Source organism: Streptomyces sp. BV286, assembly GCF_019090165.1.
Taxonomy (GTDB): Bacteria; Actinomycetota; Actinomycetes; order Streptomycetales; family Streptomycetaceae; genus Streptomyces.
Window position 1 is genome coordinate 13,911 of sequence record NZ_JAHRIB010000002.1, and the last position, 16,918, is coordinate 30,828.

Here is a 16,918-nt window from a genome sequence, read left to right on the forward strand (position 1 = left end):
GTTCAGCAGGCCCGACGGTCCCTGATGGTTACGGAGCGGCGCATGACGAACACCTTCCCCGACATCTCCCTGAACACGGAGCGGTTGGTACTGCGCCCTCTTGAGGACGACGACGTCCCCGCCCTCACCGAGATGATGAACGACGAGCAGGTCGCGGCCTGGACGTCCGTGCCGCAGCCCTTCACCGAGGCCGCCGCCCGCTCCTGGATCACCCGGTACGCGCCCGCCGAGCGCACCTCGGGCCGCGGACTGGACCTCGCCGTCACGGAGTTCCTCACCCAGCGGCTGGTAGGCGTCATCCAGTTGGGCAGGACGAATTGGCATGTCCGCTCCACAGAGCTCTCGTACATCATCGCGCCCTGGGCACGTGGCGAGGGCTACGCGTCCGAAGCGTCACTCGCCACCGCCCAGTGGCTCTTCGGCGACCAGAAGTTCGAGCGCCTGGAGCTGCGCACCGCGGCCGACAACACCGCCTCCCAGCAGGTCGCGCAGAAGATCGGCTGCATCAGCGAGGGCGTCCTGCGCGGAGCCTGTATAGCGCGCACCCGCACCGAGAGCGGGCGCTGGGAGGATCTGCGCACCGACTTCATCGTGTGGGGCCTGCTTCCCGAGGACATCGAGGGCATCGCCGAGCAGCTCGCCGACAGTGGCGGGTTCACGGCCTACTCCGACTGGAACTGACCGGAACCGCACCGGAGGCGGCCGCGGACCCCCGTCCGCACCCCCTCCCGCACCCCCGGACGTCACGAGGTACGCTCACTGGGCTCCGCCCGCCCGGCCGCCGCACGCCCACCTGACGACCTGCGAAGACTCCAGGAGACTGACGACGATGGCCGACCGGGTCACGGTGATCGGCTGGGACGGCTCGCCGCTGACGGACGCGGCGCGCTCGGCTCTCGGCGTCGCCACCCTGGTGGCCGGCGCGGGACACCACCTGGTCCTCCCCGAAGTGCCCCCGTCCGCCGAGCGCATCCGCCTCGGCAGTGTCGCCCTCGCGGGCCGCCGCATCGCCGCCCATCGCGGCACCGCCGTCGTCCTCGCCGACGGCGACCCGGGCTTCTTCGGAGTCGTACGCACCCTGCGCGCCCCCGAGTTCGGCCTGGAGGTCGAAGTCGTCCCCGCGGTCTCGTCCGTGGCCGCCGCCTTCGCCCGCGCCGGCATGCCCTGGGACGACGCCCAGGTGGTCGTCGCGCACCGGCGCACCCTGCGACGCGCGGTGAACGTGTGCCGGGCCCACAGCAAGGTCGCCGTCCTCACCTCACCCGGCGCCGGACCGGCCGAGCTGGGTCTGCTCCTGGACGGAGTGCACCGCACCTTCGTCATCTGCGAGGAACTCGGCTCCGAGCGGGAACGGGTCACGGTCCTTACCTCCGACAAGGTCGCCGACCACACCTGGCGCGACCCGAACGTCGTCATCGTGCTCGGCGGCCCCGTCGCGTCCTCCGAGGGCGGCGGCTGGATCGCCGGCCGCGACCCCGGCACCGGCCCCCGCGGCTGGGCGCTGCCCGACGACATGTACGGCCACGAGCTCGGCGAGGGCGAGACCGAAGTACTGCGCGCCGCCCAACTCGCCCGGCTGGGACCGCGCGTCGGCGACCTCGTCTGGGACATCGGCTCCGGCAGCGGCGCCTTCGCCACCGAGGCCGCGCGCTGCGGCGCCGCCGTCATCGCCGTCGACCGCGACCCCGACGCCTGTGCCCGCACGATGGCCGCCGCCCGCCGCTTCGGTGTCCAGCTCCAGATCACCCACGGCACCGCGCCGCACGTCCTCGAGAACCTTCCCGAACCGGACGTGGTGCGCGTGGGCGGCGGCGGAGTCGCGGTGGTCTCGGCCGTCGCCGACCGGCGCCCCCAGCGGATCGTCACGCACGCCGCCACCCGCGACGCCGCCGAACTCATCGGCAGGGACCTGACGGAGCACGGCTACCGGGTCGAATGCGCTCTGCTGCAGTCCGTCGAGATGGACACCCGCGCCTGGACGGAGAAGGAGCGCAGCGTCGCCTTCCTGCTCTCCGGAGAACTGGGGCGACGCGACTGACCGCGCCGGGGCGTGGTGGTCGGCCGACGGGCGGGTCACTGCCTGATCGCGCCCTGTGATCCTGTAGTCGTACCGCGCGCGGTAGGCTGACCGATCGTTGTACCGCAGTCGGGTTGTCCGGTATTTGGCCGGTCAATGTCCGGAAAACGCACCTGTTTTGGGGTGGGTGTGGTACGGCGGAAACCGGAGGACGCGCAAAGTGGCGCAGTCCACAGCGGGCCGTGACGGATCACCCTGTCGCGGTGGCGGGCCGACCGCGACAATGCCAGTTAATGGCTTTGTCGACCGGTCGTTCGTGCCGCCCGGCCCGTGTGCTCGTTCTCATGACGGGCGGTCGGTGCGCCGCTCCGGACGAGCAGGTCGTAGGAGCACTAAACCGATGGGCGAGGGGTACGCATGACCGACACCGGCCAGGTCCCGGGCGAGGGACTGCCGGAGAACGCAGGCATGGTGGAGCAGCCGGGCGTCCCCGCCCCCGGCGCGTACACCTACCTCTCCGAGTCCACCGCCGAAGACGAAGACCTGTTGCTGCTGCCGGGCGCCCAGGGGGCTTGGGGCAACGAAGTGGCCCCGCCGGCCCCGGCTCCGGTCGTCGAGGCCGTCCACGAGCCCGGTCCGCACGAGACGGCGGGCCGCGACAGCGGCTCGGTCGACCTCAGCGCCGTCCGGATGTCCTCGCCCGCCCCGCAGCCGCCCGTCGCCCGTCGCCCCCTGCACCTCGGCCCGCCGACCCCGGACGGTGCCGGCAGCCCGGTGCGTTCGCTCGCCGACCGCGGTCCGGCGGGGGCGCCGCCCACCCCCTTTCCCGTACGGCAGGCGGGCCCGCCCACGTCCGGACCCGAATACCTCGACGTACCGCGTGACGAGATCGCGCTGCAGGGCGCGGCGCCCTGGGGAGCCCAGGCGCAGGCCCAGGTACAGGTAGCGCCTCCGGTGGCACAGGTCGGTTCCGAGGGCGTGCCTGCAGAAACGGTCTTCCCGGCGGTCGCCGAGGCGCACGCCGGTGAACCGGCAGCCGTCGAGGCCGCCCCCGTCGCGCAGGTGCCCGACGCCGAGGGTGACGCGTCGCTTCCCGAGGTCCAGGGCCCCCCGGTCCCGCCGGAGCCCTCGGAGGAACCGGCGGCGGAGCAGCCCGCCGAGGCGCCGCAGGGACAGGACGCTCCGGGCGCCGACGGCCCCGACGCCGCGCAGATCCGGACCGCCGCGGACCCCGCCGAGCCCGTGCAGGCTCCGGAAGCGGCGCAGGCACCCGAAGAGGCGTACGTCGCGCCGCAGCCGGAAGCCGTCCGGCCCGAGGAGCAGCTGGCCGGGACCGCGGAGGACGTCCAGGTCCCGGACGCGGCCCCGGTCACCGCACCAGTCCCCGAACCGGTCCCTGAACCGGTCCTCGTGCAGGACTACGCGCAGGCTCCCCAGCTCGCCGACGGGTCGTTGTTCCCGCAGGCCCCGGACGGGGGTCAGGGCCCCGAGTTCGCCCAGGCCGTCCCGGAGTTCGCGCACGCGCCCCAGCACACGCCCTTCCCGGCCGCACCCGCCGCTCCCCACTACGCGCACCCGTCGGAGGACGCCGGACAGCACGCGCCGGAGGCCCCGCAGGCCGCGTACGCGGCGCCGGACCCGCAGCCCGCGTACCCGGCGGAGCCGCAGGCCCCGGATCAGGCCGTGCCGTTCACCGAGGCCGCACCGCACGCGGGGGTCCAGGAGCCCCGGCCGGAGCCGGTGGAGGCCGAGCCGTTCCTCGCGGACGCCGACCAGGTCCAGGACCCCGCCGAGGCCGCGTGGTCCGCCGGGCCCACCGAGCCCGAGGCCGTGCCCGTCCAGAGCGCCGAGGAGCCCGAGGCCCCGCAGGAGGTGCCGGCCGAGACCGCCGCGTACGCCGAGGAACCCGGGGTGGCCGTGGCGCACGAGGGCCACGCCCCCGAGGCCGAGGCCCACGGTGAGGCGGCCGCGCTGCAGGACGGGCCGCCGGAGGCCCACGCCGAGCAGCCCGTCGGCCAGTTCGTACCCGTCGAGGGCTTGGTGCCGACCACCCCGCACCTGGCTCCGACCCCGCCCCACGCCATGACCATGCCGCCCCTCCCGGAGGAGCACGCCGAGCAGGTCGCCGAAGAGGCGGCGGGCCCGGCCGTGGTGACCGTCGAGCAGTCCGACGAACCGGCGCCCGACAGCGTGCCCGACGAGGAGCCCGTCCTCGTCCTGCCCGCCCCCAGGGAGCCCGACCCGGCTCCCGACGCCGAGGCAACCCCCGTACCGGAGGCGCCGGTCGAGGCCGAGGAAGAGAGCCCGGAGCCCGTGGCGGCACAGCAGGCGGAGGACCTGGACACCCGCGCCGCCGACCAGGAGGAGAGCACGGCCGCCGTGGCCCGGACACGGGAGTCCACCGGCCCGGCCGCGCCCGGCTACGACGACGCCGAACGCGAGGCCGTCCTGCGCGTCATGCGCGAGCGCCGCGACATCCGCAACGGCTTCCGCAGCGACCCGATCCCGCACGACGTGCTGCTCCGCGTCCTGGAGGCGGCCCACACGGCGCCCTCCGTCGGCCACTCCCAGCCCTGGGACTTCGTCGTCATCCGCTCCGCCGAGACGCGGCGCACGATGCACGAACTGGCCGCCCGCCAGCGCGAGGCGTACGCCCAGTCGCTCCCCAAGGGCCGCGCGAAGCAGTTCAAGGAACTGAAGATCGAGGCCATCCTCGACACCCCGGTGAACATCGTCGTCACCGCCGATCCGACCCGCGGCGGCCGGCACACCCTCGGCCGCCACACCCAGCCGCAGATGGCCCCGTACTCCTCCGCGCTCGCCGTCGAGAACCTGTGGCTCGCGGCCCGCGCCGAGGGCCTGGGCGTCGGCTGGGTCAGCTTCTTCGACGAGCGGGAGATGGTCCGCGAGCTGGGCCTGCCCGAGCACCTGGAGGTCGTGGCCTACCTCTGCGTCGGATACGTCGACGAGTTCCCGGAGGAGCCCGAGCTGATGCAGGCGGGCTGGTCCAAGCGCCGCCCGCTGTCCTGGGTCGTGCACGAGGAGACGTACGGCCGTCGCGCGCTGCCCGGCGAGGAGCCGCACGACCTGCTCGCCGAGACCGTCACCAACATCCGCCCGCTGGACGCCAAGGCCCTCGGCGAGGCGTGGGAGCGCCAGAAGCGCATGACCAAGCCGGCCGGCGCCCTCGGCATGCTGGAGATCATCTCCGCGCAGCTCTCGGGCCTGTCCCGGATGTGCCCGCCCCCGATCCCGGAACCGGCCGCCGTCGCGATCTTCGCGGGCGACCACGGCGTACACGCCCAGGGCGTCACCCCGTGGCCGCAGGAGGTCACCGGCCAGATGGTGGCCAACATCCTCGGCGGTGGCGCGGTCTGCAACGCCTTCGCCACCCAGGTCGGCGCCGAGGTCTGCGTCGTCGACGTGGGCGTGGCCTCCGACCTGCCCGCGACCCCGGGCCTGCTGCCGCGCAAGGTCCGTGCGGGCACGGCCGACATGACGACCGGTCCCGCGCTGACCCGCGAGGAGGTCAGGGCGGCCATCGAGGTGGGCGTCGAGACCGCCCGCGATCTGGTGGCGGCCGGCAACAAGGCCCTCATCACGGGCGAGATGGGCATCGCCAACACCACGGCCTCGGCGGCGCTGATCTCCGTCTTCACCGGCGCCGACCCGGCCGAGGTCACCGGCCGCGGCACCGGCATCAACGACGAGACCCTGGCCCGCAAGACCGAGGTGGTACGCCGGGCCCTGGAGCTCCACCAGCCGGACCCCGCCGACCCGATCGGTGTCCTCGCGGCCATCGGCGGTCTGGAGCACGCCGCGATGGTGGGCCTCCTCCTCGGCGGGGCCTCCCTGCGCACACCGGTGATCCTGGACGGTGTCAGCGCCGGCGCGGCGGCCCTGGTGGCCCGCGCCATCGCCCCGGAGGTGCTGGCGGCCTGCATCGCCGGCCACCGCAGCGCCGAGCCCGGCCACGTGGCCGCCCTCAACAAGCTGGGCCTGCGCCCCCTGGTCGACCTCGACCTGCGCCTCGGCGAGGGCACCGGCGCCCTGCTGGCCCTCCCGGTCGTGCAGAGCGCGGCCAGGGCGATGCACGAGGTGGCGACGTTCGACTCGGCCGGGGTGACCGAGAAGTAGCCGCGTCGTCGATCCGTGCCCGCCCGGCGCAACGGGCGGGCACGGACCGACGTCGGACCGGGGCTCTGTGGCGCAGCCCCGTTTCGGCAAGGGCCGGGCCGGGGGAAAGAAACCCCACCCCAGCCGTCCACCACGCCGCACTCTAAAATCCGCACGTCAGGGCCGCTCCAAGGCAGCAGCGCCCCCACCGCACCACCCGCATGAGGAGCCGCACCTCCATGGCCGAACACCCTGCCTACCCCGTAGGCCTCCGCCTCTTTGGCCGCCGCGTAGTAGTCCTCGGCGGCGGCCAGGTCGCCCAACGCCGTCTCCCCGCCCTCATCGCGGCGGGCGCGGACATCCACCTCGTCTCGCCGGCCGCCACCCCCTCGGTCGAGGCCATGGCGGACGCGGGCGAACTGACCTGGACGAGGCGCCCCTACGAGCCGGGCGACCTCGCAGAAGCCTGGTACGCCCTGATCGCCACCAGCGACCCCGAGGCGAACACCGCGGCCTCGGCGGAGGCGGAGGCGCACCGCGTGTGGTGCGTCCGCTCGGACGACGCCGACGCGGCCACGGCCTGGACGCCGGCGACGGGCCACAGCGAGGGCGTCACCGTGGCCGTCCTGACCACGAACGCCAAGGGCCGCGACCCCCGCCACACCGCTGCCGTCCGCGACGCGGTGGTCGAGGGCCTGCGCGACGGCACCCTCGTGGCACCCCACTACCGCACCCGCACGCCCGGCGTCGCCCTGGTCGGCGGCGGCCCCGGCGACCCGGACCTGATCACGGTCCGCGGGCGGCGCCTCCTCGCCGAGGCGGACGTCGTCATCGCCGACCGCCTGGGTCCCCGCGACCTGCTCGCCGAACTGCCGCCCCATGTCGAGGTGATCGACGCGGCGAAGATCCCGTACGGACGCTTCATGGCCCAGGAGGCCATCAACAACGCGCTCATCGAGCACGCCCAGCAGGGCAAGTCGGTGGTCCGTCTGAAGGGTGGCGACCCCTTCGTCTTCGGCCGTGGCATGGAGGAGGCCCAGGCACTGGCCGAGGCGGGCATCCCCTGCACGGTCGTCCCCGGCATCTCCAGCTCGATCTCGGTCCCGGGCGCGGCCGGCATCCCGGTCACGCACCGCGGGGTCGCCCACGAGTTCACCGTCGTCAGCGGCCATGTCGCCCCCGACGACGAACGCTCCCTGGTCGACTGGGCGGCGCTCGCCAAGCTCCGCGGCACCCTGGTCGTGCTGATGGGCGTGGACAAGATCGGCGCCATCGCCCGCACGCTCATGGACAACGGCAAGGCGGCCGACACCCCCGTGGCACTCGTCCAGGAGGGCACCACCGCGGCGCAGCGCCGCGTCGACGCGACGCTCGCGACGGTCGCCGGGACGGTACGCGCCGAGGACGTGCGGCCCCCGGCGGTCATCGTCATCGGCGAGGTTGTGACCGTGGGCGCGGACGGCTCGTTCGAGACATCCGAGTAACCCCGGGTAACACAACCCGTTCCCAGCCGTTGGCACCGCACCCAGGACAAGGCAGTATCACCCTGTGGCCGATCTCATCACCGTTGAGGACCCAGCCGACCCCCGCCTGCGTGACTACACGGGCCTGACCGACGTGGAGCTGCGCCGCAAGCGCGAACCGGCCGAGGGCCTGTTCATCGCCGAGGGCGAGAAGGTCATCAGACGGGCCAAGGACGCCGGCTACGAGATGCGCTCGATGCTGCTGTCCGCCAAGTGGGTCGACGTCATGCGCGACGTCATCGACGAACTCCCGGCCCCGGTGTACGCGGTCAGCCCGGACCTCGCCGAACAGGTCACCGGCTATCACGTGCACCGCGGCGCGCTCGCCTCCATGCAGCGCAAACCCCTGCCGACCCCCGACGACCTGCTCCAGACGGCCCGCCGGGTCGTGATCATGGAGTCGGTCAACGACCACACCAACATCGGGGCGATCTTCCGCTCCGCCGCCGCCCTGGGGATGGACGCGGTGCTGCTCTCCCCGGACTGCGCGGACCCGCTGTACCGGCGTTCGGTGAAGGTCTCCATGGGTGCGGTCTTCTCGGTCCCGTACGCGCGTCTGGACTCCTGGCCCAAGGGTCTCGAGTCGGTCCGGGAGGCGGGCTTCGGCCTCCTCGCGCTCACCCCGGACGAGAAGGCCAAGACCCTGGACGAGGTGGCCCCGCACCGGATGGACCGGGTCGCGCTGATGCTCGGCGCGGAGGGCGACGGCCTGTCCACCCAGGCGCTCGTGGCCGCCGACGAGTGGGTCCGCATCCCGATGGCCCACGGCGTCGACTCGCTGAACGTGGGTGCGGCCGCCGCGGTCGCGTTCTACGCGGTGGCGACCGGCCGCCCACAGTCCTGAGGCCGGCGCCCGCGGCCCGCGGGCGCCCGGCGCCTCCGGATACCTACGCCTGACGCCCGGGCGCGCGCGGTCCGGTGGGCGGTTCGCGGTCCGGCTGTACGTGCTCCTGCCCGCGCGCCTGCACACGGTCGTCGCCGAGTCCGCGGGCCGGTCCCTGGCAGCCCTGCGCCGCCGCGATCGCCAGCGCCACCAGCAGCGTCACCACGACGAACACGAAGAGCCGCTGCCTCAGCAGCCGCGGGTTGGCCGGCCGCCGGCCCGTCCCGGTGGTGCGCGGCCCGGGACGCCCCGTCCCACTGCGCTGCGGGCCGGAACGGCTGCCGGGGTTGGAGCGCGTCGAGTTGCCCCGCGAGGGGGCAGGGCGCGCCCCGGACCGCGACGGGGTGCCGTTGCCGCGCGGCGGGGGAGTGCCCGGTGTGCGCCGGGTGCGCTGCTCCGGGTAACTGTCGTCGAGCCGCCCGGTCGGCCGGTCGGCCTCCGCGGCACGGGGTACGGGAGGGCGCGTGTCGCCCATCCCGTGCGTCTCCCGCGCCGCGATCTCCTTGAGCCGCAGCGACAACTGCAGTGTGCTGGGCCGTTCCTCGGGATCCTTCGCCAGGCAGGCGCGCACCAGAGGCGCCAGCGAGTCGGGCACCCCGTGCAGCTGCGGCTCCTCGTGCACCACGCGGTAGAGCATCACTTCGGAACTGCCGTGCCCGAAGGGCGAGTCCTGGGTCGCGGCGTACGCCAGCGTGGCACCGAGCGCGAACACGTCCGTGGCCGGGGTGACGGCGGCGCCCCGCACCTGCTCGGGCGCCAGGAACCCGGGCGAGCCCACTGCGGTACCGACGTGGGTGAGCGTGCTCGCACCCGTCGCCCAGGCGATGCCGAAGTCGATGATGCGCGGCCCCTTCGGGGACAGCAGGATGTTCGACGGCTTCAGGTCCCGGTGGACGACCCCGGCCTCGTGCACGGCGACGAGCCCTTCGGAGAGGGCGGCGCCGACGGCCGCGACCTCGGCCGCGAAGAGCGGGCCCTCCTCGGTGACCTTGTCGTGCAGCGAGGGGCCGGGAACGTACTGCGTCGCGAACCAGGGGCGGTCGGCCTCCAGGTCCGCGGCGACGAGCCGCGCGGTGCACCCGCCCCGGATCCGGCGCGCCGCCGACACCTCACGGGCGAAGCGCGACCGGAACTCCTGGTCCTCCGCGAGGTCGGGCCGGATCACCTTCAGGGCGACCCGCTGGCCACGCCGGTCGGAACCCAGATAGACAACGCCCATCCCGCCCGCGCCGAGCCGTCGGTGAAGCCTGAACGAGCCGACGACACGCGGGTCCTCGCGCCTCAGGCGCATCATCGCCATGTCCATCCCCGCTGCCCGGTCCGTTTGACGAGCCACAGCTTACGTTTCCGCGGCCGGGTGCGCGCAGAGGCCGCGCCCTCGCGGACCGACCGATTGTCAGTGCCGGGTGGGAAACTTGAAAGGTGGTCAGGGGACGGGGGAGCCGGGCGGCGTTGAGCTGCGCAGATCCCCAACCATCCGTCGCAGAAGGGGGATTGGACCCGTGAAGGGTGATCGCGTGGAGATAGTGGTCGACGCGGGGGACACGACCCGTACGTACGAGGTGGTGGCCAGTCGTGCGGGCCGCCGGGTGGAGACGGCGGTCCGCAGAGGAGTGGTCGAAGTGAGCGAAGTCACCCGCAGCGGATCGGTCGTCCGCACGGCCCGTTTCATGGCCACCAGGGTGCTCGCCCTGGTCGAACAGCCGGTCCCGAGGGAGGACAGCTCGGAACAGACCGGACGTCCCCTCCGGGAAACCCCCGAGACCTAGGACCTCTTCTCCACCCAGGGGAGTACTCCGCAGGTCACCGCTCATCCTCCGGGAGGCCCGGTAATAGGTACGAGGGCATGACGACCCGCACGCGCCCCGCACCTAGATTTGTTCTCAAGCGGCGGGTGCAGCACTCGTCCCCCGAGGTCAGACACCCGCCGCTGCCAGACGTCAGAAGCTTTTCGACAGAACGGTCAGGAGAGGGACCATGGCGGACATCGCACCGCGGACCATGATCCGCACGCAGGGACGCAAGGCGTACAGCGCCGCGTTCGGTTCCAGCCGGTCCGGCCGGCGCCACCCCCTGGTGGCGACGGCCATGGTCCTCCCTCTGGCCACCCTGCTCGTAGTCGTCTTCGGAGGCTGGGAAGCAGTGGTCACACAGGCGTCGTCCGTGGGCGTGATGCTGGGGCGCTGAGCGGCGCCCCAGGCCCGGAAGAGCGGTCCGGGCGGGGACATCCGGCCATGAAACCCCGTGGGGACGGGGGTGCGGCGGACGGCAAAAATGCGGGCGCAGCTGGGGAGCTGCGCCCGCATTGCTTTGCCCTGCGGACGCTCCGGTTGCTCTGCCCTGCGTACGCTCCGGGAGGACCGTCGGCGCCGGACCCGGCGGGGCGTACGACCCGAGGGGGATCCGAGTGACCGCTGACGTGCTGCTGCCGGCGCTTCGCGCGAAGGTGCGGGCCGCCGTTCATCCGGCCGCGCAGGCGTGTGCCTGCGGTACGGCGGCCTCCGTGCTCGCCGACCGTCCCGACGGAGCCGTCGTCCGGCACGCGGGCACCGTGGCGAAGGCACACGCCGCCGACACGGACCTGCCCGCACTGGCGGCCCGCATGGCCGTCGCCGCCCACCCCGCACTCGCCCACGTCCTCCTGCCTCCGCTCGGCGCGAGCGTGGCCGAACTGCACGGGCGACCGGTCACGCTCTGGCCGTACGGCACCCCCGTGGACCGCGACGACCCCGAGGCCGCCCCCTGGGAGGAGGCCGGGACCCTCCTCGCGCACCTGCACCGGACTCCGGAGCCGGTGCTGCCGCCCGGGCTTCCGCCGATGCGGGGCCCGGCGAAGGCGGCCCGTGCGATCGCCCGGCTCAGGGCGGCGGGCCCGCACCCGGCGGCCGCTCCGGTGCTGCGCGCCTGGGCCGTTCTGCCCTCCTGGGCGCGCGGCGAGGCCCCGATGCCGGACACCCGCACGCTCTGCCACGGGGATCTCCACCTGGGCCAGTTGGTGCGTTCGCAGGCCGGCGACTGGCTGCTCATCGACATCGACGACCTCGGCCGGGGCGAGCCCGCCTGGGACCTGGCCCGCCCCGCGGCCTGGTTCGCCTGCGGTCTTCTCCCGCCCGACGAATGGACACGCTTCCTCACCGCGTATCGGAGGGCAGCCGGCCCGGCCGTCCCCGAGGACGGTGACCCCTGGCCGGCCCTCGACGTGCTGGCCCGTGCCCTGACCGTACAGACCGCGGCTCTGGCGATCGCCAAGTCGGTGGCCGCCGGGCGCCCGTTGGACGAGGTCGAGACGTCCGTGATCGACGCATGTGACCGAATGGCCGCCCACCCGCCGGAGTTGGCGGGAGAATACGCGACGTAGGGTGCAACCGACCGAACCCGGGCAGTGTCTGTCCTGGCGGAAGCAGTACCGACCGGCGAGGAGTTGAGCCGAGCATGCAGTGTCCGAAGTGCCATGCGCCGATGCACACGTACAACCGCAATGGTGTCCAGATCGAGCAGTGCAGCGGCTGCCGCGGGATCTTCCTCGACTACGGCGAGCTGGAGTCCCTGACCCGCATGGAGGGCCAGTGGTCGCAGCCTGCTCCGCCGCCCCCGGGCGCCCCGCAGGCCTATCCGTCCGCTCCCGCCCCCGCCTGGGGAGCTCCGCACGGCGGCCACGGCGGACATGGTGGACATGGTGGACATGGTGGGCACTACGGCCACAACAAGCGTCACAAGAGCTTCGGCCACATGCTCTTCTCCTCCTGACCGGACCGGAGGAACGACGAAGCCCCCGGCCGTACGAGACGGCCGGGGGCTTCGGTGTGTGCGCGATACTGGGATTGAACCAGTGACCTCTTCCGTGTCAGGGAAGCGCTCTCCCGCTGAGCTAATCGCGCGGGTGGGACCTGCTGGTGATGCGTACTGCGTGCGCGATACTGGGATTGAACCAGTGACCTCTTCCGTGTCAGGGAAGCGCTCTCCCGCTGAGCTAATCGCGCGGGATCGAATCTCACCGAACGTACCGGAAGATCCAGTGGACGATACTGGGATTGAACCAGTGACCTCTTCCGTGTCAGGGAAGCGCTCTCCCGCTGAGCTAATCGTCCTTGGAGGTGGAGACGGGATTTGAACCCGTGTAGACGGCTTTGCAGGCCGTTGCCTCGCCTCTCGGCCACTCCACCAGGAGCGCGGGGGTCGGGAAGATCCCCCACTTCCTGCGAGCGGACGACCAGGTTCGAACTGGCGACCTCAACCTTGGCAAGGTTGCGCTCTACCAACTGAGCTACGTCCGCTTGTCGTTTCCGGTCCGCTCACGCTTCCCGGCGACGTGTTGAACTCTAGCGGATTCCGGGGCCAGCACAAAAACGCGTTTGTGCAGCGTGCTGCGCTACGCCCGCTCCAGGACACGGTCGGGGCACCCGCAGGTCACCCACCATAGACTCGCTGTCGTGCAGGATCTCCCAGCTCTCGCCCGCTTCGGCGGCCTCGTCGCGACCGGCCTCCTCGATGTCACCAGCGATCCCGCGGCCCTGGACTCCGGTGGCTTCTGGGCCGTCAGCGCCGACTTCGAGGGGCGCACGGTGTGCGCCCGCTTCGCGGACGTACGGCGCGAGACCGTGCCCGCGCCGGTGCCGGGCGAGTGGCGCGGGCCCGCCGCCGGTGACTGGACGTCGTCGCTCGACCGCGCCGCGTACACGGCGGGGGTGCGCCGTATCCGCGAGCACATCGCGGCCGGCGAGGTGTACCAGGCGAACCTCTGCCGGGTCCTCTCGGCGCCCGTCGCACCGGACGCCGACGTGGACGCGCTGACCGCCCTGCTGGCGCGCGGCAACCCGGCGCCGTATGCCGGAACGATTCGCCTGCCCGGTCACGGGGTCGAGACGGCCACCGCGTCCCCGGAGCTCTTCCTGCGCCGCACCGGCCGTGTCGTCGAGTCGGGGCCGATCAAGGGCACGGGGCGGACCGAGGCGGACCTGCTGGACAAGGATCACGCCGAGAACGTGATGATCGTGGACCTGGTGCGCAACGACCTGGGGCGGGTGTGCGCGACCGGCACCGTGACCGTGCCCGACCTGTGCGTCGTCGAGAAGCATCCCGGGCTCGTCCACCTCGTCTCCACCGTCCGCGGCGAACTGCGTGCGGACGTGGGCTGGCCGGAGCTGCTGGCCGCGGCCTTCCCGCCCGGATCCGTCACCGGCGCCCCGAAGTCCAGCACGCTGCGGATCATCGAGGAGCTGGAGACGGTGCCCAGGGGGCCGTACTGCGGTGGCATCGGCTGGGTCGACGCCGATCGCGGCACCGGCGAGCTGGCCGTCGGCATCCGTACCTTCTGGATCGACCGGGCGGAGGGCGTGCTGCGCTTCGGCTCCGGCGCGGGCATCACCTGGGGTTCGGATCCCGAGCGTGAGTGGGCGGAGACCGAGCTGAAGGCCGCCAGGCTGCTCGCTGTAGCGTCGGGGGTGTACCCAGGGGCGTACGACACGGACGGGGCGGCCCCCGAGGACGAACCCGACGACCCCGGGGCCGCCGGCCAGAGAAGCACGTCGGGTCGGGAACCCGGCACGTAACACGCGAGGTGAGGTTCAGTGAAGATCTGGCTCGACGGCGGGCTGCAGGACAGCGAGGCGGCCCGTGTCTCCGTCTTCGACCACGGGCTGACCGTGGGCGACGGCGTCTTCGAGACCGTGAAGGCGGTCCACGGCCGCCCGTTCGCGCTCACCCGCCACCTGGACCGGCTGGCGCGCTCGGCGAGCGGCCTCGGACTGCCCGAGCCCGACCGTGACGAGGTGCGCCGCGCCTGCGCGGCCGTCCTGGACGCCGAACCGATGCCGCTCGGCCGCCTGCGGATCACCTACACCGGAGGCCACGGGCCGCTCGGCTCGGACCGTGGTGAGCACGGGCCGACCCTCGTCGTGGCCCTGGGGGAGTCCGGGCGGCGCCCCGACTCCACCGCCGTGATCACCGTGCCGTGGACCCGCAACGAACGCGGCGCGCTGACGGGCCTGAAGACGACCTCGTACGCGGAGAACGTCGTCGCCCTGGCCCGCGCCCGCCAACAGGGCGGCTCCGAGGCGCTGTTCGCGAACACCGTCGGACAGCTCTGCGAAGGGACCGGCTCCAACGTCTTCGTCGTCCTCGACGGCGAGATCCACACCCCGCCCGTCTCCTCCGGGTGCCTCGCGGGCATCACGCGCGCCCTCACCGTCGAGTGGACGGGCGCCAGGGAGACCGACCTGCCGCTGGACGTCCTCGAGCGTGCCGAGGAGATCTTCCTGACCTCGACACTGCGTGACGTACAGGCCGTGCACCGGGTGGACGGCCGCGAACTGCCCGGCGCCCCGGGCCCGGTGACCGCGAAGGCCATGCGGATCTTCGGCGAGCGGGCGGGCGACGACCTCGATCCCTGAGCCGGCGGCCGTCGGCCGAAACGGATGGCGCGAGCCCCGTCCGGACGGGTACAACACCCCTGATGACCACCACCCTGCGGCCGACCGAGCCGCTTCAGCGCGATGCCGACGGGGCGTTGTCCCGCCACTACACGGTGTGCGTGAACAGCCGTCCCGTGGGCGCGGTACACCTGGCCACCCACGCCCATTTCGGGTCGTCGGTGGCCCAGATCCGTGAGCTTGCCATCGAGGAGCCGGACCGGGAGCGCGGACGGGCCACCGTGGCCGCGCTCGCCGCGGAGGAGGTGGCACGCGGCTGGGGCTGCGAGCGGATCGAGGCGTCGGTACCGGCCGGTGCGGCGGCCGCTCTGCGGCTGGCGACGGCCCTCGGGTACGTGGTGCGCAACCGCGCCATGGAGAAGCGGCTCGGCGGCACGCCGCCCGAGCTGCCCGCGGGCAGCCGGGGGCGGCCCATGACGGAGGCCGAGTACGGGCCGTGGGTGGAGCAGGTCAAGGAGGCCTACGCCCAGGAGTGGATCACCCGGGGGGTGCCCGAGGCCGAGGCCCGCGCCAAGTCCGAGCGGGACCACGCCACTCTGCTGCCGGACGGGCTCAGCAGTGAGGGGATGGACATCCTCGTCCTGGAGCACGAGGGAACGCCGGTCGGCACGCTGCAACTGGGACCGAGTGAGGGGTGGGCGTTCGTCTACGACGTCGAGGCCGACGAGAGACACCGGGGCCGGGGCCACGGCCGTTCGCTGATGCTGCTGGCGGAGGCGCAGGCGGTCGCCGCCCGACGCCCCGGCATCCGCCTGAACGTCTTCGCCGACAACGCCCCGGCCGAGCGGCTCTACGCGTCACTCGGCTACGAGACGACCACGTACCACCTCTACAAGGACCTGCTGTAGGGCAAGCGGCAGGCGGCGGGGACCGTCAGGCGTCCCGCTCGGCCAGCAGCCGGTCCACGATCTCCTCGACGCGCTCACGCAGCCCTTCCTGGCTCTTGCCGCCGTCCAGGTGCTCGCCGTCGATGACGTACGTGGGGGTGCCCCGCACGCCGATGGCCTTGCCCTCGGCCTGGTCGGCGTCGACGATCAGCATGTGCCGCCCGTCGATGAGCGCCGTGTCGAACTCCTCGGCGTCCAGGCCGAGTTCCCGGGCGACCTCGACGAGAAGGGGCTCTCCCCGGCGGTCCAGCTCGGACACACGCTCCAGCACCGCCTCGACGTACGGCCAGGCCAGGCCCTGCTCCGCGGCCTCCTCGGCGGCCTGCGCGGCCGCGAACGCGTGCTGGTGCTTCTCCAGCGGGAAGTGCCGCAGCCGCAGCTCCAGCCGGTCCCCGTAGCGGGCGCGCAGCGCGCGCAGGTCGTCGAGGGCGCTACGGCAGTCCGGGCACTGGAGTTCGCACCAGACGTCCAGGACGGGGACGGCGGGGGAGGAGGAGTCGCTCATGGGGCCAGTGTCCCAGCAGGGGCCCGCGCGACCCAACCGGGAGCACCGGCGGCCCGGGCCGGACCGGGACCGCGGGACGGGTCGCCGGGACCGCGACCTCAGGAGGACCCGACCCGGAGATGTCCCTGAGGTATCCCCGGACCATGGCATACCGGGCGTGGGGCGGTGCAGGATGGAAGGGACGAAGTGGCCCTGCCCGACCCCGCCAGCCCTGGAGGACCGGATGATTGCCGAGACCGTCTGTTCCGCCGTGGCCGCGGCGGGCCTGGGTATCGCGGCGGTCACCGCGTACCGCAAGCGTTTCCTCGCGGCGGCCCGCCTCGCCGCGTATGCGCTGGTCCCGCTGGGCCTGGTTCTGACCGGAGCCGTCGAGTGGGTGGCCGAGACCGCCTTCAGTCCGACGGCCTGGGCGGGCTTCGGTGTGCTCGGCCTGGCCTGGCTGCTGTTCATGACCACGCGTGCCGTGGAGCGCCGTACGGGCGGGACCCGCAAGGAGCGCAGGGCGGCCCGGGCCGCGCAGCGCGAGGCGGTGGCCCCGGCCGCCTCGGCGCCCTCGCTC

Annotated in this window: 15 protein-coding genes and 5 tRNA genes; 13 read left to right on the forward strand and 7 right to left on the reverse strand. The window is 73.3% G+C overall.

Going from position 1 to position 16,918, the window contains the following annotated elements:
• Nucleotides 1-42: 42 nt before the first annotated feature.
• From KUF83_RS00080 to KUF83_RS00100, 5 genes are all read left to right on the forward strand, one after another.
• Nucleotides 43-681 carry a GNAT family N-acetyltransferase gene (locus tag KUF83_RS00080; protein ID WP_217452392.1) on the forward strand — a complete coding sequence of 213 codons (639 nt, stop codon included), beginning with the start codon at nucleotides 43-45 and terminating at the stop codon, nucleotides 679-681.
• A gap of 148 nt (nucleotides 682-829) precedes the next feature.
• Complete coding sequence (cbiE, locus tag KUF83_RS00085) at nucleotides 830-2,038, forward strand: precorrin-6y C5,15-methyltransferase (decarboxylating) subunit CbiE (protein WP_217452393.1); 1,209 nt, start codon at nucleotides 830-832, stop codon at nucleotides 2,036-2,038.
• Between the two features lie 396 nt (nucleotides 2,039-2,434).
• On the forward strand, nucleotides 2,435-6,154 hold the full coding sequence (cobT, locus tag KUF83_RS00090; RefSeq protein ID WP_217452394.1) for a nicotinate-nucleotide--dimethylbenzimidazole phosphoribosyltransferase: 3,720 nt from the start codon (nucleotides 2,435-2,437) through the stop codon (nucleotides 6,152-6,154).
• Nucleotides 6,155-6,372: 218 nt separating this feature from the next.
• The gene (gene cobA / locus KUF83_RS00095) at nucleotides 6,373-7,617 is read left to right on the forward strand and encodes a uroporphyrinogen-III C-methyltransferase (protein WP_217452395.1); all 1,245 of its coding nucleotides are present in this window, start codon (nucleotides 6,373-6,375) and stop codon (nucleotides 7,615-7,617) included.
• A 64-nt stretch (nucleotides 7,618-7,681) separates the two neighbouring features.
• Nucleotides 7,682-8,500: an RNA methyltransferase gene (locus KUF83_RS00100; RefSeq protein WP_217452396.1), complete on the forward strand. Its 819-nt coding sequence runs from the start codon at nucleotides 7,682-7,684 to the stop codon at nucleotides 8,498-8,500.
• A gap of 43 nt (nucleotides 8,501-8,543) precedes the next feature.
• Here KUF83_RS00100 and KUF83_RS00105 read toward each other — a convergent pair whose 3' ends face one another.
• Entirely contained in the window at nucleotides 8,544-9,845 is a 1,302-nt protein-coding gene (locus tag KUF83_RS00105) for a serine/threonine-protein kinase (RefSeq protein ID WP_217452397.1), read from the reverse strand.
• Between the two features lie 196 nt (nucleotides 9,846-10,041).
• On the opposite strand from KUF83_RS00105, the gene KUF83_RS00110 reads away from it, so the two are divergent.
• From KUF83_RS00110 to KUF83_RS00125, 4 genes are all read left to right on the forward strand, one after another.
• A complete protein-coding gene (locus KUF83_RS00110; RefSeq protein ID WP_055511046.1) occupies nucleotides 10,042-10,308 on the forward strand; it encodes a hypothetical protein in 267 nt (88 codons plus the stop codon).
• A gap of 208 nt (nucleotides 10,309-10,516) precedes the next feature.
• Nucleotides 10,517-10,726 (forward strand): hypothetical protein, encoded by a 210-nt coding sequence (locus KUF83_RS00115; RefSeq protein WP_217452398.1) that lies wholly within the window; start codon nucleotides 10,517-10,519, stop codon nucleotides 10,724-10,726.
• 220 nt (nucleotides 10,727-10,946) lie between these two features.
• A complete protein-coding gene (locus tag KUF83_RS00120; RefSeq protein ID WP_217452399.1) occupies nucleotides 10,947-11,897 on the forward strand; it encodes an aminoglycoside phosphotransferase family protein in 951 nt (316 codons plus the stop codon).
• A gap of 74 nt (nucleotides 11,898-11,971) precedes the next feature.
• A complete protein-coding gene (locus KUF83_RS00125) occupies nucleotides 11,972-12,286 on the forward strand; it encodes a zf-TFIIB domain-containing protein (protein WP_217452400.1) in 315 nt (104 codons plus the stop codon).
• A gap of 59 nt (nucleotides 12,287-12,345) precedes the next feature.
• Here KUF83_RS00125 and KUF83_RS00130 read toward each other — a convergent pair.
• The 5 genes from KUF83_RS00130 to KUF83_RS00150 form a co-directional block, all read right to left on the reverse strand.
• Nucleotides 12,346-12,417 (reverse strand) — tRNA-Val (locus KUF83_RS00130).
• Nucleotides 12,418-12,447: 30 nt separating this feature from the next.
• A tRNA-Val gene (locus tag KUF83_RS00135) sits at nucleotides 12,448-12,519 on the reverse strand.
• A gap of 36 nt (nucleotides 12,520-12,555) precedes the next feature.
• A tRNA-Val gene (locus KUF83_RS00140) sits at nucleotides 12,556-12,627 on the reverse strand.
• A gap of 1 nt (nucleotide 12,628) precedes the next feature.
• Nucleotides 12,629-12,702: transfer RNA gene (locus tag KUF83_RS00145), tRNA-Cys, on the reverse strand.
• 38 nt (nucleotides 12,703-12,740) lie between these two features.
• A tRNA-Gly gene (locus KUF83_RS00150) sits at nucleotides 12,741-12,813 on the reverse strand.
• A gap of 156 nt (nucleotides 12,814-12,969) precedes the next feature.
• Here KUF83_RS00150 and KUF83_RS00155 point away from each other — a divergent pair.
• The 3 genes from KUF83_RS00155 to KUF83_RS00165 all read left to right on the forward strand — a co-directional run bounded on the left by KUF83_RS00155 (nucleotide 12,970) and on the right by KUF83_RS00165 (nucleotide 15,815).
• Entirely contained in the window at nucleotides 12,970-14,088 is a 1,119-nt protein-coding gene (locus tag KUF83_RS00155) for a chorismate-binding protein (RefSeq protein WP_308402873.1), read from the forward strand.
• Nucleotides 14,089-14,106: 18 nt separating this feature from the next.
• The gene (locus KUF83_RS00160) at nucleotides 14,107-14,928 is read left to right on the forward strand and encodes an aminotransferase class IV (protein WP_217452401.1); all 822 of its coding nucleotides are present in this window, start codon (nucleotides 14,107-14,109) and stop codon (nucleotides 14,926-14,928) included.
• Nucleotides 14,929-14,990: 62 nt separating this feature from the next.
• Nucleotides 14,991-15,815: a GNAT family N-acetyltransferase gene (locus KUF83_RS00165; RefSeq protein WP_217452402.1), complete on the forward strand. Its 825-nt coding sequence runs from the start codon at nucleotides 14,991-14,993 to the stop codon at nucleotides 15,813-15,815.
• Between the two features lie 25 nt (nucleotides 15,816-15,840).
• On the opposite strand, the gene KUF83_RS00170 is transcribed toward KUF83_RS00165, so the two are convergent.
• Nucleotides 15,841-16,359: a DsbA family protein gene (locus tag KUF83_RS00170; RefSeq protein WP_217452403.1), complete on the reverse strand. Its 519-nt coding sequence runs from the start codon at nucleotides 16,357-16,359 to the stop codon at nucleotides 15,841-15,843.
• A 223-nt stretch (nucleotides 16,360-16,582) separates the two neighbouring features.
• Between KUF83_RS00170 and KUF83_RS00175 the strand changes: the two genes are divergently transcribed.
• On the forward strand, nucleotides 16,583-16,918 hold a 336-nt coding region (locus tag KUF83_RS00175), incomplete at its 3' end, for a hypothetical protein (RefSeq protein ID WP_217452404.1).

Excerpts from the sequence above, each read along its gene's own strand:
- KUF83_RS00080 (WP_217452392.1), top strand. The coding sequence starts at position 43 with ATGACGAACACCTTCCCCGACATCTCCCTGAACACGGAGCGGTTGGTA.
- cbiE (WP_217452393.1), top strand. The coding sequence starts at position 830 with ATGGCCGACCGGGTCACGGTGATCGGCTGGGACGGCTCGCCGCTGACG.
- cobT (WP_217452394.1), top strand. The coding sequence starts at position 2,435 with ATGACCGACACCGGCCAGGTCCCGGGCGAGGGACTGCCGGAGAACGCA.
- cobA (WP_217452395.1), top strand. The coding sequence starts at position 6,373 with ATGGCCGAACACCCTGCCTACCCCGTAGGCCTCCGCCTCTTTGGCCGC.
- KUF83_RS00105 (WP_217452397.1), bottom strand. The coding sequence starts at position 9,845 with ATGGACATGGCGATGATGCGCCTGAGGCGCGAGGACCCGCGTGTCGTC.
- KUF83_RS00115 (WP_217452398.1), top strand. The coding sequence starts at position 10,517 with ATGGCGGACATCGCACCGCGGACCATGATCCGCACGCAGGGACGCAAG.
- KUF83_RS00125 (WP_217452400.1), top strand. The coding sequence starts at position 11,972 with ATGCAGTGTCCGAAGTGCCATGCGCCGATGCACACGTACAACCGCAAT.
- KUF83_RS00165 (WP_217452402.1), top strand. The coding sequence starts at position 14,991 with ATGACCACCACCCTGCGGCCGACCGAGCCGCTTCAGCGCGATGCCGAC.
- KUF83_RS00170 (WP_217452403.1), bottom strand. The coding sequence starts at position 16,359 with ATGAGCGACTCCTCCTCCCCCGCCGTCCCCGTCCTGGACGTCTGGTGC.